Here is a 21,163-nt window from a genome sequence, read left to right on the forward strand (position 1 = left end):
CCAACCGGGCGTCAAACACCAGTGTGCGCGCATCCGGTGAACGCCAGGATGGTAAACGAACCATATGGCTTTCACACCCGCTGATCGACTCGCCGCCGCCCGCCGATCTCTGCAGGCGGCGGGCGCGCGCGACCGTGAGGGCTGGGTCGGGTTGTTCGCTGACGGCGGACATGTCGAAGATCCTGTCGGCTCTCGGCCGCACCGCGGGGCGGGCCAGATCGCACGGTTCTACGACACGTTCATCGGGCCGCGGCAGATCACCTTTCACCCTGTCGTCGACATCGTCGCCGACGCCACGGTGATCCGCGACCTCGAATTGCAGGTGGCCATGGGGGCGGTGACCATGCGCATCCCGGCCTACCTGCGGTACGTCGTCACGCCGGAGCTGCGGATCGCCGAACTGCAGGCGTACTGGGAGCTGCCCAGGATGGTGGCCCAGTTCCTGCGCGCCGGTCTCGCGGCGCTGCCGGCCGGCCTGCAGCTGTCCCGGGCCCTGCTGCGCAATCAAGGCCCGACCGGCGCGATGGGGTTTGCCGAAGGCTTCCGTGGTGCGGGCAGGCCGGGCAAGCGGCTGATCACCGGGCTGCTCGACGAACTGTGTGCGGGCAACGAGGTCGCCGTTCGCCGCAGGCTGGCCCGCGACACCACTGTGCACGCCGGGGAATCCGGCCCGCTCGCGGTATCGCAGCTGATCGAGCTGTGTGCGGGCGCACAGTGGGACAAGCTCGTCGCGTCGGGTTACAGCCTGGCGGCGGGCCTGCGCAGCGAGCGGGGCCGAGCGGTGCTGATCGCGGATCTGACACCGAAACCGCTCACGGTCAGCCGGTTGCGATACTTCGCTGCGTGAGCCGAAACGGCACACCTGTTTCGGCCCGGTTGTACCGCAGCGGCAGGCGGACGTGAGACCGTATCAGGACCATGGCTGACCACGACTACATCACCTACGAGGAATTCGGTCGCAGATTCTTCGAGATTGCCGTCTCCGAGGACCGCGTCGGTGACGCGATCGGAGCGATCGCAGGCGACGAATTCGAGATGGGCCCGATCGGCCAGGGACCCGGCAAGATCGCCAAAGTCTCCGCGCGCGTCAAGATCCAGAAGCCGCGGGTGACCCGCAATGTCGGCGAGACCATCACCTTCTCCATCCGGATCCCGCTGGAGATCGACATGGTGATCGACCTTCGGATCGACCGCCCCCAGTTCATGGTGTTCGGGGAGATCGCCCTGCGCGCCACCGCGTTGGCCGCCGAACCGTTGCTGCTGATCCTCGACGTCAAGAAGCCCCGCCCGTCGGACATCTCCATCCACGTCACCTCGAAATCGCTGCGCGCCGAGGTCTTGCGCATCATGGCCGGGGTGGACGCCGAGATCAAACGGTTCATCTCCGCCCACGTGGCGGGCGAGATCGACAGTCCCGGATCGGAGAAGGCGAAGGTCATCGACATCGGCACCGAAATCCAGTCCGCGTGGAAAGGCGTCTGAGCGCCTACCTACGCGCTCAGACTCATCAGCGTCGGACGACGCGGGCCGCGTCCATTCCCGGCGGAACGGCCCCGCAGATGCCGCCAGATCCAGGGCATCAGCATGTTCTGAGTCCACAGCGCCTGCGAATAAACCCTGGCCCGCAGTGACTGGGGAAGTATCGGACCGCTCGCGTGGGCCCAATCATGGTTGCTGCCGGGCAAATCCAGCGCCTCGGCCGCCGCGGCCGCGAACAGTTCGTGGCCCAGCGCCGAGCCGTGGACCCGGTCGGGGCTCCACGTCTGCGGCTCGCGCATCGAAGGCGCCGAGTAGAGATCGACCAGCCGGAACCCGTAACGCTCGGCAGCGCAGGCGATCGCGGCGTTGATGTGGACGACCCGCTTTCCCAGCAGGCGACCCACCGGCAGGATCTGGGTGATGTCGGGAAACGTCGTGGTGACCACCGTGGCACCGGAGTCGGCCAGCCGCGCGTAGATCCGGTCCAGATCGTCCAGCGCACGGTGGAAGGCGCGCCCGGGTCGCGTCACGTCGTTCATCCCGATGCATACCGTGACCAGGTCGGGACGCATCGACAACGCCTGCGGGAGTTGACCGGTGAGCACGTCGCCGATGCGATGGCCGCGCACCGCGAGGTTCGCGTACTCCAGGCCCGGGTAGAGCCCGTCGATGTGGACCGCCAGGCGGTCGGCAAATCCCAGCAGGCCGGAGTCGTCGTCGCCGTCCCACAGGCCTTCGGTCTGACTGTCGCCGAGTGCGACAAAACGGGTGAAGCCTCGCACTCTGGCGACTCTAGCGCCGCCATGACCTGTGGCAACTCACGGGCACGCCGTCGCATACGACGAAGGGGCGCCCGAAACGGGCGCCCCTTCTTGATGTTTCGTGCTGTTCGGTGTTACTTCACGTCCACGTAAACCGTCTTGCCGGTGACCGTGGTCTGCAGATCGCCGCCCGGGTTGCGGTGATCGGTCTGCGAGAACGTCTGGCCCGGTCGCACGGCGACGACGGTGGCCTGGTCCAACGGCGCCGAGCCGGTGCGGTTGACGATCACGTTGTATCCCTGTGCTTGCAGCTCAGAGATCGTCTGCTGGGCGTTCCCGGGTCCACTCGGCGCGGCCTGGGCCGCTCCGGCGAGCCCGATGGCCGCTGCTGCGGTTGCGCCGACAAGTGCGCTAGCAAATGCAAATTTCTTCATCTTCTGTGCCTTCTTTCATTCTTCAGTTATCCGTCGAGCGGGCGACGGCCCCCGTGCCGGCCGCGCTCTCGGCGCAACGCATCACTAGTAACCGAATGTGTTACATCGGCTTAAACCGGCAGTTCAGCCGTTTAATTCCAACTGAGACGAAATCTTGTCCCACGCATCGACAACGGTGTCGGCTGCATCACCGACCAGGCGGTTTGAGACGGCGGTCCGAGGCGTCGCGCGTGACCGGCACCACACTTCTCCAGCAAAGTGATGAGGGCAACGCTCAGCGCAACAGGCGCGTGGGATTCAGCGTGACACCCATGGCGCCGAGCTGGCCGAGAATGTCCTCGGGCCGCGTGCGGGCGACGGGCATCCGCCATTGCGGCAGCGTGCCTTGCAGGCAGAGCAGATGCGGTGCGAAACCGATGCCCGTGAGCTCGAGACCATGCGGCAGCTCGGGCAACTGCACGGGATACGACGGAACCCGCGCAGGCAACGCCCAACGTCGACGGCCGAAAGTCACTGCGCCGGGCGTGAGCCACAGTGTCGAGCCGTCGAGCCGCGTGTCGATCTCCAGGTGACCCAGGCCGGGCCTGCGGTTCAGCCGGATCCGGGCGACGCCGTCGGGTCCCACCTGGGCGCGGTACCGCGGAGCCGCCCAGGCGAACAGATCGTCGAGCACGGGAGCGGGCACCTCCACCGTCAACTCGACCGGAGCCGCCACCAACTCGGGCTGCGGGGACGCGGAGACGTGCACGTTGCGCAGCACCGCGGTGGCCCGCTCGAAAGTGGCATCTCCCCAACGGATGTCACGGGCAGCCAGGTGGACATTGCCGATCTGACCTGCGGACAGCGCGCGGAGGTCCAACCGGGAGTCGAACTCCGTCACGGTCAGGGTGAGCTCGCGATCGTCGAGCCGCACGCCGACCCGGCGTCCCACCACCAGGCGGCGCGCTGTCAGGAACAGCGTCCGGTAGGCCGCGGACGCGCTTCCGGTGACCGGCGTCACGGCGGCCACCGACCACAGTGACGTCAGCAGGTCCAATGGCCGCAGCGGATCCCACCGCCGGGCCGACCCGGAACGTGTCATATCCCCAGCATCCGTCATCGCGTCGCATCGCCGCCGCGCGGGCCCGTAGGCTGCAGCCAATGCCGAGACTGAGCGCCGGACTGCTGCTGTACCGCGTCACCGGCGGCGCTGTGGAAGTCCTCATCGTCCATCCCGGCGGGCCCTTCTGGGCGCGTAAGGACGACGGGGCATGGTCGGTGCCCAAGGGTGAATACACCGACGGCGAGGATCCGTGGGCGGTCGCCCGACGGGAGTTCACCGAGGAACTGGGCACACCGGCCCCCGACGGGCCCCGGGTCGACCTGGTCGCGGTGCGGCAGGCGGGCGGCAAGGTGGTCACGGTGTTCGCGGTGCGCGGAGACTTCGACGCGACGGTGGCTCACAGCAACACCTTCACCATGGAATGGCCGAGGGGTTCCGGAAAGCTCAGGGAGTTTCCCGAGGTCGACCGGGCCGCATGGTTTCCGGTTGCCGCTGCCCGGGAGAAGCTGTTGGCCGGCCAGCGCCCGCTGCTGGATCAGTTGATGGCCGCCCCGGACTTGGCGGGGTGCCACGAAGGCGACGCAACGGCCGAGTCTCGACAGCGTTGATGGTCAACGCCCGGCCGTGGATACGCCAGCCAACCGGGGTGCGCAGATACTCGTCGTCGTAGCGCAGATACCACACCAGATCGGTCGGGTGCTCCGGGCCGAAGGACCAGTGATGGGCCACCGCCGTGATCCGGCCCAGCGCGTAATCGGCTTCCGGCCCGGCGGCGTACACCTCGCCGACGATGTCGTGCTGGGTGCGGGCCACCTCGGTCAACGACGACAGGGCCGACAACACGCCGTCGCGGCCGTGCCAGTGGCGTACCGGCTGCAGCTCGCGGGGCGGATCGGGAAGGCGTAATTCCGCTGTCTCGGTGAACAATTCGGCCACGTCGCGGAACCGCCGGTCGTCCACCGCGGCGGCGTACAGGTGCACCAGGTCGGCCAGGGCCAGCCGGTCGGCGACGGCGAGACTCATCGACCGTTACCTCGGCGAATCGACATCCAGCATTCCAGCCGCGACTTGCCGGTCTGCTGCATGCAGACCCGCACCGGAGACTCGTCGGTGGTCGGCAGTTGCGTCTCGGTGGGGTCGACAGTCACCGTCGGGCTCGCAATGTCGTCCGGGGTTAGCGACCAGATCGTGGCGCCGCTGCTCAGCAGCGTCGAGCAGTACGCCGTGGTGCCGTCGGCGGTGGTACCGGTCGCGCCCTTGGGCTCGCAGTTGGCGCCGACCACGACCGCGGCCGGCGCTGTCGTCGTGACCGTCATCGTGTCGGTGGGTGCCGGTGGTGGTGGCAGCGCCGGAGGTGGTGCGGCGGTAGTGGTGGTCGGCGTCGTGGTCTTCGCCGTCGGACGCTCGTCCGCGCGCCGGACCTCCACTGCCGCAACGACAATCGCTGCGATCAACAACACCGCGAGCACCGCGGGAACGAGCACCGCGGGGCGTAGCAGGCGCCGGTGCGGCACGGTGGCGACGGGCGCGAGCCGGGTGCCGTCGGCATCACCGGTGTCGAGTTGATGACGCAGGGCTCGGGCGAAGTCCACGCAGCGCTCGAACCGGTCCTTCGGATCTTTGGCCATGGCCTTGGCCAGCACGGGATCGAGCGGCGCGAGATGGGGGTGACTGGCGGCCAGCGCCGGGGGTGACGACGACAGATGCTGACTGATCACCACGGCGGGATTCGAGTTCTCGAACGGCGGCTTGCCGGTGAGAAGGTGAAAAGCCGTGGCCGCCAAGGCATATTGATCGGCGCGTCCATCCAGATCTTTCCCCAGCAGCTGCTCAGGGGTGGCGTAGGCCACGGTGCCCACGGTCATGTTGGTGGCCGTGAGCCCGCTGGCCTGACTGGCGTAGCGGGCGATGCCGAAGTCCGCCAACAAGATTCGCTGATCTTCGGAATCCGGTTGGGCGAGTAGGATGTTGGCCGGCTTGACGTCGCGGTGCAGCAGATCGCGCTGATGGGCGTAGTCGAGCGCCTCGGCCACGGCCGAGATGATCTCGCACACCTGATCTTTGGGCATACCGCCCGGATACCGCTCCCGCAGCGCCTTGGCGGCGTCGGTTCCGTCGACGTAGTCCATCGAAATCCAGAGCTGCCCCTGGCTCTCACCGCGGTCGTGGATCGCCACGATGTGCGGGTGCCACAGCGACGCGGCGATGTCGGCTTCCCGGTTGAATCGTTCGCGGTACTCACCGTCGGCCGAGACCGCCGTCGGCAACACCTTCAGCGCATCCCGGCGGGGCAGCCGCGGATGCTGCGCGAGATACACCTCACCCATCCCGCCGGACCCCAGCGGTCGGACGATCGTATATCCCGCGAAAGTCGCACCAGGGGCCAGCGGCATGCGCGGAATAGTACCGTCGTCCGGCTACAGATCCAGCGTCAGACGCTCACCCTCGTCGGCCCGGGACACGCAGGTCAACAGGTAACCCGCGGCCCGTTCCGGATCCGTCAGCAGGGTGTCGCGATGCTGCACCGTGCCGTCGAGCACCCGGACCCGGCAGGTGCCACAGAATCCCTGCTGACAGGAATACGGCGCGGTAACCCCGGTACGTCGCAGGGCGGCCAGCAGCGTCTCGTCGGCGGCCACCGTCAGGTCGGCGCCGGACGAGGCGATCGACACCGAGAACTCGGCGCCGTCGACCACCGGTGGCGCGGAGAACCGCTCGAAATGCAGCTCGACGTCATCGCGTCCGGCCAGCGCGGCGCGCACAAAGGTCAGCATCGGCGCCGGCCCACAGGCGTACACCGTGGTGCCGTCGGGACAGTCGCCCAGCAGCTCGGTCGGCGTCGGAAGACCGTTGACGTCATCGGTGCGGATCGTGATCCGATCGCCGAACCGCGTCAGCTCGCCGAGGAACGGCAGGCTCTCGCGGTTGCGGCCGGCGTAGATCATCGACCAGTCGACGCCGAGACGCTGCGCCAGATCCAGCATCGGCAGGATCGGGGTAATGCCGATGCCGCCGGCGATGAACCGGAAGCGCTGGGTGGGGGAGCCGTAGCCCGGAACCGTCAGCGGGAACGCGTTGCGCGGGCCGTGAGTGGCGAGCCGGGCCCCGACCTGCAGGCTGTCGTGCACCTCGACGGAACCGCCGCCGCCGTCGGGAATGCGCCGCACCGCGATGCGGTAAGTGTCGGCGGACGGATCCCCGCACAGCGAGTACTGGCGCAGCCGGCCGCTGGCCAGCAGCACGTCGATGTGGGCGCCCGGATGCCACGGCGGCAGGGCGGTGCCGTCGGCGGCGGCCAGGGTCAGGGCGATGACGTCCTGGTCGTGGGCGACAACCGCGCGGTCGACCACCGTCAGTTCGATGGTGCGGTCCAGCTCCGGTGGAAGCGCGGCGCGCCGGATGTACCGCGTCAGGCCCCACATGGTGGAGATGGCGACATCGGCCAGGCCCAGCATCGGATCGTGGCGGAATCGTCCGGACGCACTCGGCGGGAGCCGGCGATAGCGCTCGATCAACGGTGACATCAGCGGCATGGCGGCGGTCCTCTACAGGTGCGCGGCCCGCGCCGCGGGTGAACTGGCCAGGTAGGCGACGGCCTGGGCGGTCGACCCCATCTCCTCCGGGGAGAAGCCCGGCCGGCAGTACGCCAACGTATTGGACCCGAACATGCGGGAGAACTTGGGCAGCAAGCCCAGCTTGGAGTCCTTCATGCGCAGCTTCTGCATCTGCCACCAACCCAGGTTCAGCGTCGGGTCCCGCCGGACCAGGTCCCAGCAGCCCCGCTGGAAGAACAGATACACCGCGGTCGCGGCGATCGACATGGCCCGGACCCGGCTGAAGTAGCTGTCCTGGAAATAGACCGCCACATCGTGGGCCACACTGCGGTGCTCGACCTCCTCGCTGCCGTGCCAGCGGAACAGGTCGGTCATGGTCGGATCGGCGTCGTAGTCCTCCCACGTGCAGTTCAGCACGAAATCGCCGAGTACCGCGGTGTAGTGCTCGATGGCAGCGATCAGCCACAACCGGTCGCACAGATCGTTGAGCCTGCGGCGCGGGTCGGTCGACGACATCGGCGCCAGCAGGTTGGTGAACACGTGGTCCACCATGGTCAGCACCGGCTGGTAGTCCACACCGTGGGCGGTCAGGAAGTCGGTGAGCACCTGGTCGTGGGTCTCGGCGTGCGTCGCCTCCTGGCCGATGAATCCGCGCATGTCGTCGGCCAACTTGGGATCACGCACATACGGCAGGGCTTCGTTGAACGTCGCGACGAACCAGTGCTCGGCCATCGGCAGCACCACGTTGAACAGGTTCACCATGGTCGAGGCGACCGGGTGCTCCGGAATCCAATGCAGGGGGATGCCGGAGAGATCGAAGTGCACTTTGCGGGCCTGGATCTGAACGGGACCAGGATCGATCTCGGTGGCGAATCGGTGCGGACGCAGCATCGCGGGCCTCCTCGTAACTGGGGACCCGTGCAGTCTACGAAATTAGGTGGGAACGCCGGTACCGGGCTCTCGGACGCGAGGGCCCGGCGTGCCGCATCAGCCCGCTTTAGCCCGGTGCGGGGGTGCCCGCGCCCGGTGCACCCGGCACCGGAACGACCGGCGTCGGCGTCACCGTCGTCACGCCGTTGGAGCCCACGTGCGGAGCACCCGGGGCCCCACCCGAACTCTGGGTCTGCTGCTCCTGCTCGAGGGCGGCCTGGCTGCAATCGAGCATCAACAGCATGCGGCCCTGCGAGGTGACCTTCTGGGAATCGACGAGGCACTGGGCCTGTGGCAGCGCACTCCCGAACGAACCGCCGAAGTACGCCTTGACGCCCTGGCTCTTGAGAATCTGCAGCGCCTTCATGTACGGCTCACCGACGACATTGATCGCCGACGCATTGGGCTGCGAGGTCGCGATGCCCGCGCCGAACAGGGCGATCGAGCCGGCAGCGACTACACCACCGCCGAGCACTACAAGCTGCTTCTTCACGTCAAGTCTCCGAACGTCCGGGTGAGCTGCGAACATATCGCAGCTGTGACGATTGTGAAACCGTTGCACAGCCGCCGCGCGTTACATAGCCGGTCTCACCAGTGTTGCCATCGCGTCGCACAAGGCGTTCGCCCGGGCGTCGTCGAACACATTTTCCACCAGGAGGCGCTGCCCTTCGGGACCGCCCAGCGGCACCCGCCAGTTCGGATACTCGTCGGTGGTGCCCGGCTGGTTCTGGGTCCGCACCTCACCGACCGCATCGGCCAGGGACAACGTCAGCAACTTCGACGGGGTCCGCCCCAGATAGCGGTACAGCGCCGTAACGATCTCCTCCGGGTCGGCGTCGGGCCCGAGCAGGCCGACGCGACGCAGCTCCGCCAACCAAGCGTCCTGCGCGGCCCGGTCCTCGGCCAGCTCCACCTCCACGGGCCGGGTGAGCAGGCCCAGTTCTTGGCGCAGCCGCACATGCTCGCCGGCCAGATACCCCGCCGTCGGCGGCAGATCGTGCGTGGTGACCGAGGACAGGCAGTATTCGCGCCAGCGCTCGGCGGGCAGCGGCGCGCCGTTGTGGTCGGCCTCGAACCACAGGATGGAGGTGCCGAACAGACCGCGGTCGCGCAGATGGTCGCGGACCCACGGCTCGACGGTACCGAGATCCTCGCCGACGATGACCGCCCCGGCGCGGTGTGCCTCCAGCGCGATGATGCCGATCATCGCGTCGTGGTGATAGCGCACGTAGGTGCCCTCGGTGGGGGCCGCGCCCTTGGGAATCCACCACAGCCGGAACATGCCGATGATGTGGTCGATGCGCAGCCCTCCCGCATGTCGCAGGGCCATCGAGACCAGAGCCCGGAACGGTTCGTAGGCCTGCTCGGCGAGCCGGTCCGGCCGCCACGGCGGCTGCGACCAGTCCTGGCCCAGCTGGTTGAACTCGTCGGGTGGGGCACCCGCGGTCACGCCGAGCGCCAGCACGTCCTGCAGCGCCCACGCGTCGGCGCCGTCGGGATCGACGCCGACCGCCAGATCACCCAGGATTCCCAACGCCATCCCGGCCTGCACCGCGGTGGCTTGTGCGGCAGTCAGCTGGTCATCGAGCTGCCACTGCAGCCAGCGGTGAAAATCGACGGCCTCGGGATTGGCCGCCGCGAACGCCGCGACGTCCGGACTGTGCGGATGCTGCAACTCCAGCGGCCAGTTGTGCCAGTCGCCGCCGTGGATCTCGGTCAGCGCGCACCAGATCGCGAAATCATCGAGCGCGGTGCCCTCCCGGGCCCGGTAGGCGCCGTACGCCAGCTCTCGCCCGGCTGAGCGCGGCACCCGGTACACCTGTTTGAGCGCGGCGGATTTGGCCGCCCACGCGTCGTCCCGGTCGATCAGTTCGCGGCGCTGGGACCGCTCGTGGACGGTCGTCCGCAGTTTGCGGATGCGGCCGCGGTGGCGCGCGGTGGCGTACTCCGGGATGGCCTCGACCCGCAGGTACAGCGGGTTGACGAAGCGCCGGGAGGTCGGCAGATACGGCGACGGTTCCATCGGCGCGATCGGGGCAGCTGCGTGCAGCGGGTTCACCAGGATGAAGTCGGCGTCATGGGCCGCGGCCGACCACACGGCGAGATCGGTCAGATCGGTGAGATCGCCGACGCCCCAGGAGTTTTGCGACGCGACGCTGTACAGCTGCACCGAGAGCCCCCAGCCCCGCCGGTCGCCGAGCCGGGCCGGCAGGGCCAGGCTTGCCGGCGAGACCACGACCGGGGTCTCGGTGTGGAAGTCACCGACCGCCACGATCAGCCGGTGATAACCGAGCGGCAGCTCTGCCGGCAGCTCGAAGGTGGCCTCGCCGACGAGGCGATCACCGATGTCGAACGGCGGCCGGTTGTTCTCCAGCTGCCGCAGCCCGGCTCGCACGCTGCCGTCCTCGAGCCTCAGGGTGACCTCGACCGGATCGCCGTGGGTGACGTGCACCCAGAACGCCGTCGGCTGCCCCGCGCGGGCGATCACGATGGGTGGCAGCGAACGCTGCCAGTAGTCGTGTTCGTGAGCGGTCAGCGCGGCCGCCCGGTCGCCTTCGGTGCCGGCCGCCACGCCGAGTGCTTCCAGCACCGCCACCAGGGTCGTTTCTGGCACCGTGGTGCGGTATCCGGTCCAGTCGTCGTACTCGGTGGCAACGCCGTAGCGCTGAGCCAGCTCGACCAAGGTCTGGGGTAATCCCGTCATGCTGCCAATCTTGGTGCCCAAACCTCGATCGCGTCAGTCGACGTCGCGGATCAGCAGGTCGTCCCACGTGTCGCGGCGGACGACGAGCCGGGCTTCACCGTTGCGCGTGAACACCACGGGAACCCGCCGGGCGCCGTTGTACTGGTTGGACATCGTGTAGGTGTAGGCGCCCGTGACCGGGACCGCCACCAGATCACCGACCTTGGGGTCCTGGAGTTCGACGCGGTCGATGAGCTGATCGCCGGACTCACAGTGTCGGCCCACGAGACTGACCACCTCTCCGCCACCGACCCGGTCGACGATCGTCGCCTCGAACCGCTGCCCGGTCAGCGACACGTCGAGGTTGTCACCCATCCCGCCGTCGACTGCGACGTGGGTGACCACCGGACCGCGCTTGACCGTGGTGACCCGGTACACCGTGCAGGCATTGCTGCCGACCATGCTGCGGCCGGGCTCGACGATGATCCGGCTGCCCTCCGGCAGCAGGGCGCGGGCCTGGGTCACCATCGCCTCGGCGTAGTCGTCGAGGTTGGGTGCGTGCTCGTCGTAGGTGTAGCGCACGCCGAGCCCGCCGCCGAGGTCGTAGACCTCGAACGTGCCGAGTTTGGCGATGGGCTCGACGGCCTCGGCCAGTTGCTCGACGTTGAGCAACTGGGAGCCGACGTGGGTGTGCACGCCGTCGATCCGCAGCCGGGGGCTGGCCTCGATCCGGGCGATGGCCTCGCGGGCCGCGTCGGGCATCAGGCCGAACTTCGAACCGGCGTGCCCGGTGGCCTGCGAGGCATGGGTCTCGGCCTGCACGCCGGGGATCACGCGCACCAGACAGCCCTGGACGTGTCCGGCGGGCACCAGGCGCTCGAGACGGTCGATGTCGTCGAAGTTGTCGACCACCACCAGACCGACACCGTGCTGGACGGCCAGCGTCAACTCTTCGTCGGTCTTGGCGTTGCCGTGCAGCACGAGCCGGGCCGGGTCGGCGCCGGCCTTGACCGCGGTGACGATCTCGCCGCCGCCTGCGACGTCGAGGTGCAGGCCCTCCTCGGCCATCACCCGTTGAACTGCCGTGCACGGGAACGACTTCGACGCGAACGCCACATCCGCGCGCGGCCACCGGCTACGGAACGCCCTGAGGTAGTCGCGCGCTCGGCGGCGCAGCGCCTCCTCGTCCACCACGATGGCCGGCGTGCCGTACTGCTCGGCGAGGTCGTCGAGCCGGCAGCCGCCGACCATCAGGGTGCCGTCGGTGTCGGGGCGGGTTCCGGGCGGGAACAGGCCGATCAGGTCTTGCGCGGTGTGGCTGATCAGGTCGGTGGACACCGCCTCAGCGTGCCACTCGTGCTCCGCCGCGTGAGCAGGTTGACCAAACGCGACGAAATCCGTGGTGGTGCCGTGGGCGACGCTTCGGCTAGTCTGTCTGTAACGATCCTTACAGAAGGGTGGGCATGGACGCTCCGGCCACGAGAAGGCAACAGCAGGGCGCGAATTCGCGCGAACAGATCCTCGACGCCACCGAGCGCCTGATGGCCACGCGCGGCTATGCCGCGACCGCGATCAGCGACATCCGCAAGGCGTCCGGGCTTCCGGCCAGCTCGATCTACTGGCACTTCGGCTCCAAGGACGGTGTGCTCGCCGCGGTCATGGAACGGGGCGTCGACCGCTTCTTCGCCGCGATTCCACGCGACGGCACCATCGACGAACAACTGACCGTCACCTCCGGCCTGCAGGACCAGCATCCGGACTTCCTGCGGCTGTTCTACCTGCTGTCCATGGAACGCACCGATGATCCGGCGGTGGCGGCGGTGGTCCGCCGGGCGCGGGGCACCGCGATCGCCCGCTTCGGCGCGGCGGTGCGGCAGCAACTGCCCGCCGACCTCGAGCCCGACCGCGCCGAGCGGGTAGTGGCCGAACTCACCGCGTTCGCCGTCGCGCAGTCCGACGGCATCTTCTACGCCAGACACCTCGAACCCGACACCACCGACGTCGCCGTCATGTACCGCAGGCTGTGGCAGGCCGTCACGGCGCTCATCCCGATTCTGTTGGAGGAACCGTGACGATCACCAGGACCGCCGTCATCACCGGGGCCAACACCGGCCTGGGCTTCGAATGTGCCCGCGCGCTGTTGGATTCCGATTCCGGCTGGCATGTGCTGCTGGCGGTGCGTGACCCCGGTCGCGGTGCGGACGCCGCCGCGGCGCTCGGACATCCGGGACGGACGGCCGTCGTCGCGCTCGACCTCGCGTCGCTGCACTCCGTCGACGAATTCGCCTGCACCCTCAGCCAACTCGATGTTCCGCCGGTGCAGGCCCTGGTGTGCAACGCCGGAGTGCAGCTGCTCTCGGGTTCGCGCACCACGCGCGACGGTTACGAGATGACCTTCGGCGTCAACCATCTCGGTCATTTCGCGCTGGTTCGGCGGCTGCTCGACCAAATCGTCGCCCCGGCACGCATTGTCGTGGTCAGCAGCGGCACCCACGACCCGGACAAGTACACCGGCATGCCCGCGCCGCGCTACACCACCGCGGAAGAACTCAGCAGCCCGGTGGAGGGCGGGAACTCGACGGACGAGGGCCGCAGACGCTACACGACGTCGAAACTGTGCAACGTGCTGTTCAGCTACGAGTTGGACCGCAGGCTGGGCCACGGCGCCGCGGGCATCACGGTCAATGCCTTCGACCCCGGCATGATGCCCGGCTCGGGCCTGGCGCGCGACTATCCGCCTGCGCAACGGCTGGTGTGGCGCTTCGTGCTGCCGGTCCTGCGGGTGCTGCCCGGCGTCCGCAGCACGCGGCGCTCCGGCGCCCATCTCGCCGCGCTGGTCGCCGATCCGCGGTACGACGGCATCACCGGCGCCTACTTCGACGGCACCCGCCAGGTCCGGTCATCACGCGATTCCTACGACGAGTCCTTGGCCGCTGACCTGTGGCGCGTCAGCGACCAGCTGGTGTCTGCCTGCAGTTGACGGCGGTATCGTCGCCGAAGTGGTTTCGGGACAGCTTGATTCGACCGTGTTGCAGCGGGCTCGGCTGGCTGTGGCGGCGTTGTTCCTCACCAACGGGGCGATCTTCGCCAATCTGGTGCCGCACTATCCGCAGATCAAGTCCGACCTGGAGTTGAGCAACGCCGCCTACGGTGCCGCCGTCGCCGCGTTCTCGGCCGGTGCACTGGTCGCAGGCCTGACCGCGGGCCTGCTCATCCGGCGCTACCGGTCGGCCAGGGTCGCGGTGGTGGCCACGATCGGGCTGGCCGTGCTCGTCGTCGTCGCCGCAATCACCGGCAGCGCCGTGGTGCTCACGGCGGCGCTGTTCCTGGCCGGGGCCTGCGATGCGATCACCGACGTGGCCCAGAACGCACACGGCCTGCGGGTACAGCGCACCTACGGCCGGTCCATCATCAACTCGTTCCACGCGGTGTGGGCCGTCGGCGCCATCCTCGGCGGCCTGACCGGCGCCGCGGTGATCGCCCTCGGAGTGCCGCGCGGTGCCCACCTCGGCGTGATCGCGCTGCTGGTCTGCGCGACGGTGCTGGTCGCCGATCGCTTCCTGCTCACCGGGCCCGACCACGAAGATCATCCGGCTGCCGGCGCCCGGGCCACCACCCGGCCGCGCCGGACCGTCTATCTGACCCTGGCGGCGCTGGTGGTGATCGCCATCGCCGGGGCCACCGTCGAGGATTCCGGAAGCTCCTGGGCCACGCTCTATCTGCGGGACACCCTGCACGCACCCCCGGCCATCGCGACCTTCGGCTACATCGCGGTGGTCGGATTCATGTTCGTGGGCAGGCTGTTCGGCGACCGGCTGGTGGACCGGTTCGGCCAACGTGCGGTGGTGCGCGTCGGTGGGCTGATCACCGCCGCGGGTATGGGCGCCGCGCTGGCGTACCCCAGCGTGCTCGGCACGGTCGGCGGGTTCGCCGCCGCGGGACTCGGCGTGGCCACCTTGATTCCGGCGGCCATGCACGGCGCCGACCAATTGCCCGGTCTGCGCCCCGGTACGGGCCTGACGGTGGTGACGTGGCTGATGCGGGTGGGTTTCTTCGGCGCGCCCCTGCTGGTCGGCTTCGTCGCCGACGCTGCCGGACTACGGGTCGGGCTGCTCGTCGTACCGGTGGCCGGCCTGCTGGTGATGGCACTGGCGGGGGCGCTGGAACGCACTCACGGATCGAGTGACGCGATCAGTGCGCCACCCCGGCCAGCTCGATCGTGAACACACCCGACACGATCAGCGCGATCCCGATCATCATCACCGGCGTCAGGGCCTCGTGGAACAGGAACCGGGCCGCGACCGCGACCAGCGCCACCCCGCACGCGGTCCAGATGCCGTAGGCGATGCCGACGGGAATGCCCAACGACAACGCGAACCACAGCAGCGTGAAGGACACCACGTACCCGAGCGTCACCGGCACGATCCAGGCCTTGCGCCGGAAACCGTCCGAGGCCCGCAGCGCCAGGGTCGCCAACACTTCGCACAGGATCGCGCAGGTCAGCACCATCCACATCATTGCGGCGCATCCTCCGCGGGTGACCCCAGCTCGACCAGCAGCACCCCGGCGATGATCAGGCCGATGCCCGCCGCGATCGGCCAGGTGAACGCGTCACCGAACAGCACAGCGGCAAGCACCGCTGTCGATGCCGTGCCCATGGCACCCCAGATGCCGTACGCCACGCCCACCGCCATGCCTCCCCGCAGCACCAGGGTCAACAGCACGAACGCACCGAGATAGCCGATGACCACCACGACCAGCCAGGCCGCATGGTCCTGGGAGGCGCGCAATGACAGGGTGGCCGCGACTTCGGTGGCGATCGCAGCGATCAGCAACGCCCACTTCCGCACCGCACCAACCTAGCGAAAGGGCGGTGCGCTACAGGACGAGCCCCAGCCGCGGTGGCCGAGCGCCACGCAGGGTGTGGTTGCCCAGGTGCACGTACTTCCAACGCGCCGGATCGTGCAGTGAGTGGGTGCGCACGTTGCGCCAGTGCCGGTCGAGGTTGACCGCCGAATCGGTGCCCGACGTTCCGGTCAGTTCGAAGATGCCGCCTGCGATCTCGACGGCGTATTCCTGGGCCAGCGCCTTGGCGGCGGCCACCTGCAGCGATGCCTGCGCTGCGGTGTCGCGGGACAGCTCCGGCTCGGCCAGCCCGGCGTCGACCACCGCGCTGCCGTGGGCCAGCAGGGCCTCCAACGCATACAGCCGGGCGGTGAGTTCGCCGAACCGGCGCACCACATGTGGTTCCTCGTCGGCGCGGCGGACCCCGCTCAGCGCCGCCTCTTTCCACGGCCGGGACCGGGTGCGGACGAATTCGGCGCCGTCCTCGAGCGCGGCCCGGGCGATGCCGATGTCGATCGCGGCGTGCAGCGCCTGGTCGTAGGCGCCGAGCACGCTGGGTGGCGCGTCGAGCGGGTCGGGTGTCACGCCCTCTTCGATGACCAGGTCGCCCTCGACCACGACGTCGACCAGGCGGACCTCGCCGCTGGCCGTACCGCGCTGTCCGAACGCGGACCACTGATCGAGATCGAGGGTCACACCGTCCTGATTGGGCCGGACGAACACGGTCGCGGTCTCGCCGACGCGGTCTGCGACGACGGCAGCCACGGCGATCCAGGTGGCACCCAAGGTGCCGGTGGCGTAGTACTTGGTGCCGTTGAGCAGCCAGCTGCCGTCGGCGCGCCGGGTCACCGTGGTGTGCCGGTCCAGTGCGGTGGCCGTGCCACGCTCGGCGGAGGCGTTGCCCAGTTGGGCGCCGGCCAGGATGTCGGCGTAGATGCGCGGCGCCGGAGCCTGTCCGCCGAGACCTGAGATCGCTTGTGCGATAACGAAATGTGCCAGCAGGAGCTGCCCGACGGCGCTGTCGCCGCGGGACAGTCGGCGCAGCACCTCGACCTTGGTCGACGCGGAAAGCCCTGGGCCGCCGTGTTCGGCGGGTACCACGATGCCGAGCAGTCCTGATTCCGCGACCCGGCGCAGTTGCGGCAGCAGCGACGCGCCGGAGCGTTCCCGCTCGGCGCTGTCGACGGCGAGTTCGGTGGCCAGTGCGTCGGCGGTGGCCAGTGCGGCCTGGGCCGAAGCCGGTGTCGGTGTGGTGGTGATGGGGGCGGTGTCGACGCTCATGGGCGGTGACGGTACGGCCGGCACGCGGGATCGCCGAGGTTTGCGACCACGGAGAATGTTTGTCAGAAACCCGCTGATCGGTGATGTGACCGGCGGGTCTGCGTAACGTGGGGGAGTTCGTGAAAGTTGGGTCACCGAGGAGTCAGTCATGTCCGAACCCACCGTTGTCGCCGACGGCCCGGTGGTCGACACCACCTACGGACCGGTCCGCGGAACCGACGACGGAACGGTCAAGGCGTGGCGGGGAATTCGTTACGCCGCCGCGCCAGTGGGCGAGCTGCGTTGGCGCGCACCGGAACCGCCGCGGTCGTGGCAGGACATCGAGGATGCCACCGTGGTGGGGCCGGTGTGCCCGCAGCCCGTCGACCCGCGGATCCCGATCGACCTCGGTGCACGGCAATCAGAGGACAGTCTGCGGCTCAACGTCTGGGCGCCCGCAGGCGCCGAACCCGGTGCCGGTAAACCCGTGATGGTGTGGGTGCACGGCGGCGCCTACGTGCTCGGGTCGGCCAGCCAGCCGTTGTACCGGGGCCGGGTGCTCGCCGCCGAGGGCGATGTCGTCGTCGTCACCGTCAACTACCGGCTGGGTGCCTTCGGGTTCCTCGACCTGTCCGAATTGAGCACGCCCGCAATGCGTTTCGACACCAACCTAGGGTTGCGTGATGTGCTGTGCGCGCTGCGCTGGGTGCGGGACAACATCGCCGCGTTCGGCGGCGACCCCGACCGCGTGACGCTGTTCGGGGAATCGGCAGGCGGTGGCATCGTCACCACACTGCTGGCCAGCCCCGCGGCCGAGGGTCTGTTCGGCGCGGCCATCGCACAGAGTTCGCCGGTCACCTCGATCTACGATGCCGAACGATCCCGGCGCGTCGCGCGCCAGGTGCTCGATGAGCTGGGCGTGGCCCCCGGCGATGCCGGGCAGCTCGCGCGGCTGCCCGTGTCGGCCGTGCTGTCGGCGTCCCAGCGGGTGTTCAACGCGGTACCGCAGCAGACGCCGGGCACGCTGGCGTTCGCCCCGATCGTCGACGGGGACGTGGTGCCGGACTATCCGGTGAACTGTGCCCGCGAAGGCCGCACCCACCCTGTGCCGCTGATCATCGGGACCAACAAGCACGAGGCCGCGTTGTTCCGGTGGATGAAGTCGCCGCTGATGCCGATCACCCCCGAGGCGATCAGGGCGATGTTCGACGGCATCGCCGCCGAGCAACCCGGGCTGCTGCTGCCGTCAGAGGCCCAGATCGCCGCCGCGTACCCGGGGCTGCGTACCAAGGCGCGCGGCATGGGCGTGGCCCGCGACATCGGATTCCGGATGCCCTCACTGTGGTTCGCCGAAGGACACAGCGCCGCGGCGCCCGTCTACTTCTACCGGTTCGACTTCGCCACCCCGATGCTGCGCCTGCTGCGGCTCGGTGCGGCCCACGCCACCGAGCTGCCCTTCATGTGGGGCAATCTCGTCGCCGGTCCCAAGGACCCGACGTTCAAGCTGGGCGGGCTCAAGCACGGCCGGGCGGTATCGGAACGCATGCGTCGCCGCTGGACCACCTTTGCGACGACCGGGACGCCCGAAGGGGCACCCGGGGAGCCGGTGTGGCGACCGTACCGCCGCGACGACCGTGCCGTGCTGTTGATCGACAAGCAGGACCGGACCGTGGCCGATCTGGACCGTGAGCTGCGCACGGCCTGGGGCGACGAGGTGCTCAACTTCCGCTAGGAGTGGTGTGCGATGGAGCCGATTCGGGCGTTGCTGGAAGCGTTGCCACCGGCCATGCGGGACCCGGTACTGTTCGCGGTGCCGTTCTTCCTGCTGTTGTTGATCCTGGAATGGGCCGCGGCACGCAAACTCGAATCCGTCGAGGGCGCCGACCGGGTGCCCGAAGGCGCCTATCAGACGCGCGACGCGTGGGCGAGCATCTCGATGGGCCTGGTGTCCGTCGCCACCACGGCGGGCTGGAAGTTGTTGGCGCTGTTGGGCTATGCCGCGTTGTACAGCTATGTCGCACCGTGGCACCTGCCCGCCGGCAGCTGGTACACCTGGGTGGTCGCCATCGTCGGCGTCGACCTGCTGTTCTACTCGTATCACCGTGTGGCACACCGTGTCCGCCTGATCTGGGCGACACACCAGTCCCACCATTCGAGCGAGTACTTCAACTTTGCGACAGCTCTGCGGCAGAAGTGGAACAACAGCGGCGAGATCGTGGCGTGGATCCCGCTGCCCCTGCTGGGTGTCCCGCCCTGGCTGGTGTTCGCGAGCTTCTCGATCAACCTGGTGTATCAGTTCTGGGTGCACACCGAGCGGATCGAGAAGCTCTGGCGGCCAATCGAATACATCTTCAACACGCCGTCGCATCACCGCGTGCACCACGGCCGTGACCAGCAGTACCTCGACCGTAACTACGGAGGCATCCTGATCATCTGGGACCGGCTGTTCGGCACGTTCCAACCTGAGCTGTTCCGGCCGCACTACGGGTTGACCAAACCGGTGGACAGCTTCAACATCTGGACGCTGCAGACACACGAATACGGCGCGATTGCGCGCGACGTAGGGCGGGCGACCCGCTGGAGAGACCGGTTCGGTTACGTGTTCGGGCCGCCCGGCTGGGCGCCCGCCGAGGATGTCACGGGGAGTTTGCCTGACGTTTTGAATTGCGCCGAGCATAACGCCCCACAAGCAAGACCAAGATCAGTAGGCTCGGTCGGAGCCGGGCTCGATCCGGTGGGCCGTCCAGAGAGTAAGGGGATCTGAGTGGGAGACACACTGACCGAAGGGCAGAAGCTCGAGAAGGGGGGATCGCTCACTTCCAACAACGGCGCCTACACGTTGACGCTGCAGGATGACGGCAACCTGGTGCTGTACTCACGCGACCAAGCGGTGTGGTCGACGGAGACCAACGGCCAGGACGTGCAACGCGCCGAGGTGCAGACCGACGGCAACTTCGTGCTGTACACATCCGAGAAGCCGGTGTGGCACACCGACACCAAGGGCAAGAAGGACGTGAAGCTCGTTCTTCAGGACGACCGCAACCTCGTGCTCTACGCGGCGGACGGACCGGCCTGGTCGTCGAAGACCGACACCACCGAGCCGCCGCCACCGGCCCCGGAGGCCGCGGCGCCCGAGCCTGTGGTGGAGCCCGCCGCTGTCGAAGAGCCGGCACCCACGCCCGAGCCCGAGCCTGCCGCGCCGCCGCCACCGCCGCCGGCCCCCGAGCCGCGCACCTACACGGTGGAGCCCGGCGACACGCTGTGGGCGATCGCCGAACGTTTCTACGGCGACGGCAACCGCTACCAGGAGATCGCCAACGCCAGTGGCATCCCGAACCCTGACCTGATCAATCCCGGCCAGGTTCTGACGATTCCCTGACCTGCGTAAAAAGACGGCCCGGGCCATTCGGTCCGGGCCGTCTTCGTTCGCCGCTAAACTCGGCGGTTACCAGACCAGATCGGAGGCACCGACGTGCTCCAGCCGTGGTTGCTCGTGTCGCGGGTCCTTCTCGCGGCGGCAACGCCGATGGCGGCCCTGGCCGTGGCGTCGGCCCCTGCCTCTGCCACTCCGGGAGTGCTGGTCTACCCCGGCATGGAGATCCGTCAGGACACCAACGTGTGCACGCTGGGGTTCGTCGATCCGGTGGCCCGGGTGGCGTACACCGCGGGACATTGCCGGGGCAGCGGTGCCGTCGGTGACCGGGACGGCAACTTCATCGGCCAGCAGATGTCCTTCCAGGACAACACGCCCGACGGCGCGACCATCGACACCGATCACGTGATCGCCGACTGGGAGACCATCCAGCTGGCCGGTGACGTCGCGGTCAACAACATCCTGCCGGGCGGCCGGATGCTCGTCGACGACCCTGGCGCAGTGGCCACCCCGGGCCTGCCCGTGTGCCATTTCGGCGTGATCACCGGCGAGACGTGCGGAACCGTCGAGGCGGTCAACAACGGGTGGTTCACCATGGCCCACGGCGTGGTCAGCCAGAAGGGTGACTCGGGTGGCCCGGTGTACGTCATCACGCCCGACGGGCGGGCTGCCATCGTCGGCGTGTTCAACAGCACGTGGGGGCAGTTCCCGGCTGCGGTGTCATGGCAGAACGCCAGCGGCCAGGCCCGCGGCATGGTGCAGGCCTCCAACCAGGTCGACGGTCACCAATAGGCTTGTGCCA

22 protein-coding genes and 1 pseudogene are annotated in these 21,163 nt (G+C 68.7%); 10 read left to right on the top strand and 13 right to left on the bottom strand.

Features of this window, described 5'->3' with window-relative positions; all coding sequences use genetic code 11:
• Nucleotides 1–64 precede the first annotated feature (64 nt).
• Nucleotides 65–847 (top strand): nuclear transport factor 2 family protein, encoded by a 783-nt coding sequence (locus BTO20_RS15355; RefSeq protein WP_087077185.1) that lies wholly within the window; start codon nucleotides 65–67, stop codon nucleotides 845–847.
• Between the two features lie 71 nt (nucleotides 848–918).
• Complete coding sequence (locus tag BTO20_RS15360) at nucleotides 919–1,482, top strand: hypothetical protein (protein WP_087077187.1); 564 nt, start codon at nucleotides 919–921, stop codon at nucleotides 1,480–1,482.
• A gap of 8 nt (nucleotides 1,483–1,490) precedes the next feature.
• Here BTO20_RS15360 and BTO20_RS15365 read toward each other — a convergent pair whose 3' ends face one another.
• The 3 genes from BTO20_RS15365 to BTO20_RS15375 form a co-directional block, all read right to left on the bottom strand.
• Entirely contained in the window at nucleotides 1,491–2,261 is a 771-nt protein-coding gene (locus BTO20_RS15365; protein WP_087077189.1) for an SGNH/GDSL hydrolase family protein, read from the bottom strand.
• 113 nt (nucleotides 2,262–2,374) lie between these two features.
• Nucleotides 2,375–2,674: a hypothetical protein gene (locus BTO20_RS15370; RefSeq protein WP_087077191.1), complete on the bottom strand. Its 300-nt coding sequence runs from the start codon at nucleotides 2,672–2,674 to the stop codon at nucleotides 2,375–2,377.
• A 274-nt stretch (nucleotides 2,675–2,948) separates the two neighbouring features.
• The gene (locus BTO20_RS15375; RefSeq protein ID WP_087077193.1) at nucleotides 2,949–3,755 is read right to left on the bottom strand and encodes a hypothetical protein; all 807 of its coding nucleotides are present in this window, start codon (nucleotides 3,753–3,755) and stop codon (nucleotides 2,949–2,951) included.
• Nucleotides 3,756–3,814: 59 nt separating this feature from the next.
• Here BTO20_RS15375 and BTO20_RS15380 point away from each other — a divergent pair, with 59 nt between their 5' ends.
• Nucleotides 3,815–4,324, top strand: a complete 510-nt coding sequence (locus tag BTO20_RS15380) for an NUDIX domain-containing protein (RefSeq protein WP_198344399.1) — start codon at nucleotides 3,815–3,817, stop codon at nucleotides 4,322–4,324.
• A gap of 70 nt (nucleotides 4,325–4,394) precedes the next feature.
• Here the strand turns inward: BTO20_RS15380 and BTO20_RS15385 are convergent.
• The 7 genes and pseudogenes from BTO20_RS15385 to lysA all read right to left on the bottom strand — a co-directional run.
• Nucleotides 4,395–4,739 (bottom strand): annotated as a pseudogene (locus tag BTO20_RS15385) (nuclear transport factor 2 family protein); the annotation flags it as partial.
• The gene (locus tag BTO20_RS15390; RefSeq protein ID WP_087077195.1) at nucleotides 4,736–6,109 is read right to left on the bottom strand and encodes a serine/threonine-protein kinase; all 1,374 of its coding nucleotides are present in this window, start codon (nucleotides 6,107–6,109) and stop codon (nucleotides 4,736–4,738) included. The gene BTO20_RS15390 and the pseudogene BTO20_RS15385, both read right to left, overlap by 4 nt.
• 24 nt (nucleotides 6,110–6,133) lie before the next feature.
• Nucleotides 6,134–7,240, bottom strand: a complete 1,107-nt coding sequence (locus tag BTO20_RS15395; RefSeq protein WP_198344521.1) for a PDR/VanB family oxidoreductase — start codon at nucleotides 7,238–7,240, stop codon at nucleotides 6,134–6,136.
• Between the two features lie 21 nt (nucleotides 7,241–7,261).
• Nucleotides 7,262–8,161, bottom strand: a complete 900-nt coding sequence (locus BTO20_RS15400) for a metal-dependent hydrolase (RefSeq protein ID WP_087077197.1) — start codon at nucleotides 8,159–8,161, stop codon at nucleotides 7,262–7,264.
• 106 nt (nucleotides 8,162–8,267) lie between these two features.
• Nucleotides 8,268–8,693, bottom strand: a complete 426-nt coding sequence (locus BTO20_RS15405) for a hypothetical protein (protein WP_232491149.1) — start codon at nucleotides 8,691–8,693, stop codon at nucleotides 8,268–8,270.
• A gap of 81 nt (nucleotides 8,694–8,774) precedes the next feature.
• A complete protein-coding gene (malQ, locus tag BTO20_RS15410) occupies nucleotides 8,775–10,904 on the bottom strand; it encodes a 4-alpha-glucanotransferase (protein ID WP_087082129.1) in 2,130 nt (709 codons plus the stop codon).
• A 33-nt stretch (nucleotides 10,905–10,937) separates the two neighbouring features.
• Complete coding sequence (lysA, locus tag BTO20_RS15415) at nucleotides 10,938–12,221, bottom strand: diaminopimelate decarboxylase (protein ID WP_232491150.1); 1,284 nt, start codon at nucleotides 12,219–12,221, stop codon at nucleotides 10,938–10,940.
• A 125-nt stretch (nucleotides 12,222–12,346) separates the two neighbouring features.
• On the opposite strand from lysA, the gene BTO20_RS15420 reads away from it, so the two are divergent.
• Genes BTO20_RS15420 through BTO20_RS15430 form a run of 3 tightly spaced genes read left to right on the top strand, consistent with a single transcriptional unit; the run spans nucleotide 12,347 to nucleotide 15,106 of the window.
• Complete coding sequence (locus BTO20_RS15420) at nucleotides 12,347–12,955, top strand: TetR/AcrR family transcriptional regulator (protein WP_087077201.1); 609 nt, start codon at nucleotides 12,347–12,349, stop codon at nucleotides 12,953–12,955.
• Nucleotides 12,952–13,863 (top strand): SDR family NAD(P)-dependent oxidoreductase, encoded by a 912-nt coding sequence (locus BTO20_RS15425; protein WP_232491151.1) that lies wholly within the window; start codon nucleotides 12,952–12,954, stop codon nucleotides 13,861–13,863. The genes BTO20_RS15420 and BTO20_RS15425 overlap by 4 nt, the downstream gene beginning before the upstream one ends.
• A gap of 19 nt (nucleotides 13,864–13,882) precedes the next feature.
• Nucleotides 13,883–15,106: an MFS transporter gene (locus tag BTO20_RS15430; RefSeq protein ID WP_087077203.1), complete on the top strand. Its 1,224-nt coding sequence runs from the start codon at nucleotides 13,883–13,885 to the stop codon at nucleotides 15,104–15,106.
• On the opposite strand, the gene BTO20_RS15435 is transcribed toward BTO20_RS15430, so the two are convergent.
• From BTO20_RS15435 to BTO20_RS15445, 3 genes are read right to left on the bottom strand one after another with little or no spacing between them, the layout of a single operon-like run.
• Entirely contained in the window at nucleotides 15,075–15,398 is a 324-nt protein-coding gene (locus tag BTO20_RS15435) for a DMT family transporter (protein WP_198344522.1), read from the bottom strand. The genes BTO20_RS15430 and BTO20_RS15435 overlap by 32 nt on opposite strands.
• On the bottom strand, nucleotides 15,398–15,733 hold the full coding sequence (locus tag BTO20_RS15440) for a DMT family transporter (protein ID WP_087077207.1): 336 nt from the start codon (nucleotides 15,731–15,733) through the stop codon (nucleotides 15,398–15,400). Before BTO20_RS15440 ends, BTO20_RS15435 begins: the two co-directional genes overlap by 1 nt.
• A gap of 28 nt (nucleotides 15,734–15,761) precedes the next feature.
• The gene (locus BTO20_RS15445; protein WP_157680223.1) at nucleotides 15,762–17,009 is read right to left on the bottom strand and encodes an acyl-CoA dehydrogenase family protein; all 1,248 of its coding nucleotides are present in this window, start codon (nucleotides 17,007–17,009) and stop codon (nucleotides 15,762–15,764) included.
• A gap of 148 nt (nucleotides 17,010–17,157) precedes the next feature.
• Between BTO20_RS15445 and BTO20_RS15450 the strand changes: the two genes are divergently transcribed.
• From BTO20_RS15450 to BTO20_RS15465, 4 genes are all read left to right on the top strand, one after another.
• Entirely contained in the window at nucleotides 17,158–18,720 is a 1,563-nt protein-coding gene (locus tag BTO20_RS15450) for a carboxylesterase/lipase family protein (RefSeq protein ID WP_087077209.1), read from the top strand.
• 12 nt (nucleotides 18,721–18,732) lie between these two features.
• Complete coding sequence (locus BTO20_RS15455) at nucleotides 18,733–19,752, top strand: sterol desaturase family protein (protein ID WP_087077212.1); 1,020 nt, start codon at nucleotides 18,733–18,735, stop codon at nucleotides 19,750–19,752.
• Nucleotides 19,753–20,367 (top strand): LysM peptidoglycan-binding domain-containing protein, encoded by a 615-nt coding sequence (locus BTO20_RS15460; RefSeq protein ID WP_087077213.1) that lies wholly within the window; start codon nucleotides 19,753–19,755, stop codon nucleotides 20,365–20,367. It begins immediately after the preceding gene.
• A 147-nt stretch (nucleotides 20,368–20,514) separates the two neighbouring features.
• The gene (locus BTO20_RS15465) at nucleotides 20,515–21,153 is read left to right on the top strand and encodes an Rv1815 family serine proteinase (RefSeq protein ID WP_087082135.1); all 639 of its coding nucleotides are present in this window, start codon (nucleotides 20,515–20,517) and stop codon (nucleotides 21,151–21,153) included.
• Nucleotides 21,154–21,163: the final 10 nt, after the last annotated feature.

Origin of the sequence: Mycobacterium dioxanotrophicus, assembly GCF_002157835.1 — a bacterium.
In the GTDB taxonomy this organism is placed as follows: Bacteria; Actinomycetota; Actinomycetes; order Mycobacteriales; family Mycobacteriaceae; genus Mycobacterium; species Mycobacterium dioxanotrophicus.

Excerpts from the sequence above, each read along its gene's own strand:
- BTO20_RS15360 (WP_087077187.1), top strand. The coding sequence starts at position 919 with ATGGCTGACCACGACTACATCACCTACGAGGAATTCGGTCGCAGATTC.
- BTO20_RS15445 (WP_157680223.1), bottom strand. The coding sequence starts at position 17,009 with ATGAGCGTCGACACCGCCCCCATCACCACCACACCGACACCGGCTTCG.
- BTO20_RS15380 (WP_198344399.1), top strand. The coding sequence starts at position 3,815 with ATGCCGAGACTGAGCGCCGGACTGCTGCTGTACCGCGTCACCGGCGGC.
- BTO20_RS15450 (WP_087077209.1), top strand. The coding sequence starts at position 17,158 with ATGTCCGAACCCACCGTTGTCGCCGACGGCCCGGTGGTCGACACCACC.
- BTO20_RS15355 (WP_087077185.1), top strand. The coding sequence starts at position 65 with ATGGCTTTCACACCCGCTGATCGACTCGCCGCCGCCCGCCGATCTCTG.
- BTO20_RS15390 (WP_087077195.1), bottom strand. The coding sequence starts at position 6,109 with ATGCCGCTGGCCCCTGGTGCGACTTTCGCGGGATATACGATCGTCCGA.
- BTO20_RS15400 (WP_087077197.1), bottom strand. The coding sequence starts at position 8,161 with ATGCTGCGTCCGCACCGATTCGCCACCGAGATCGATCCTGGTCCCGTT.
- BTO20_RS15420 (WP_087077201.1), top strand. The coding sequence starts at position 12,347 with ATGGACGCTCCGGCCACGAGAAGGCAACAGCAGGGCGCGAATTCGCGC.
- BTO20_RS15435 (WP_198344522.1), bottom strand. The coding sequence starts at position 15,398 with ATGTGGATGGTGCTGACCTGCGCGATCCTGTGCGAAGTGTTGGCGACC.
- malQ (WP_087082129.1), bottom strand. The coding sequence starts at position 10,904 with ATGACGGGATTACCCCAGACCTTGGTCGAGCTGGCTCAGCGCTACGGC.
- BTO20_RS15455 (WP_087077212.1), top strand. The coding sequence starts at position 18,733 with ATGGAGCCGATTCGGGCGTTGCTGGAAGCGTTGCCACCGGCCATGCGG.
- BTO20_RS15465 (WP_087082135.1), top strand. The coding sequence starts at position 20,515 with ATGGCGGCCCTGGCCGTGGCGTCGGCCCCTGCCTCTGCCACTCCGGGA.
- BTO20_RS15375 (WP_087077193.1), bottom strand. The coding sequence starts at position 3,755 with ATGACACGTTCCGGGTCGGCCCGGCGGTGGGATCCGCTGCGGCCATTG.
- BTO20_RS15370 (WP_087077191.1), bottom strand. The coding sequence starts at position 2,674 with ATGAAGAAATTTGCATTTGCTAGCGCACTTGTCGGCGCAACCGCAGCA.
- BTO20_RS15395 (WP_198344521.1), bottom strand. The coding sequence starts at position 7,240 with ATGTCACCGTTGATCGAGCGCTATCGCCGGCTCCCGCCGAGTGCGTCC.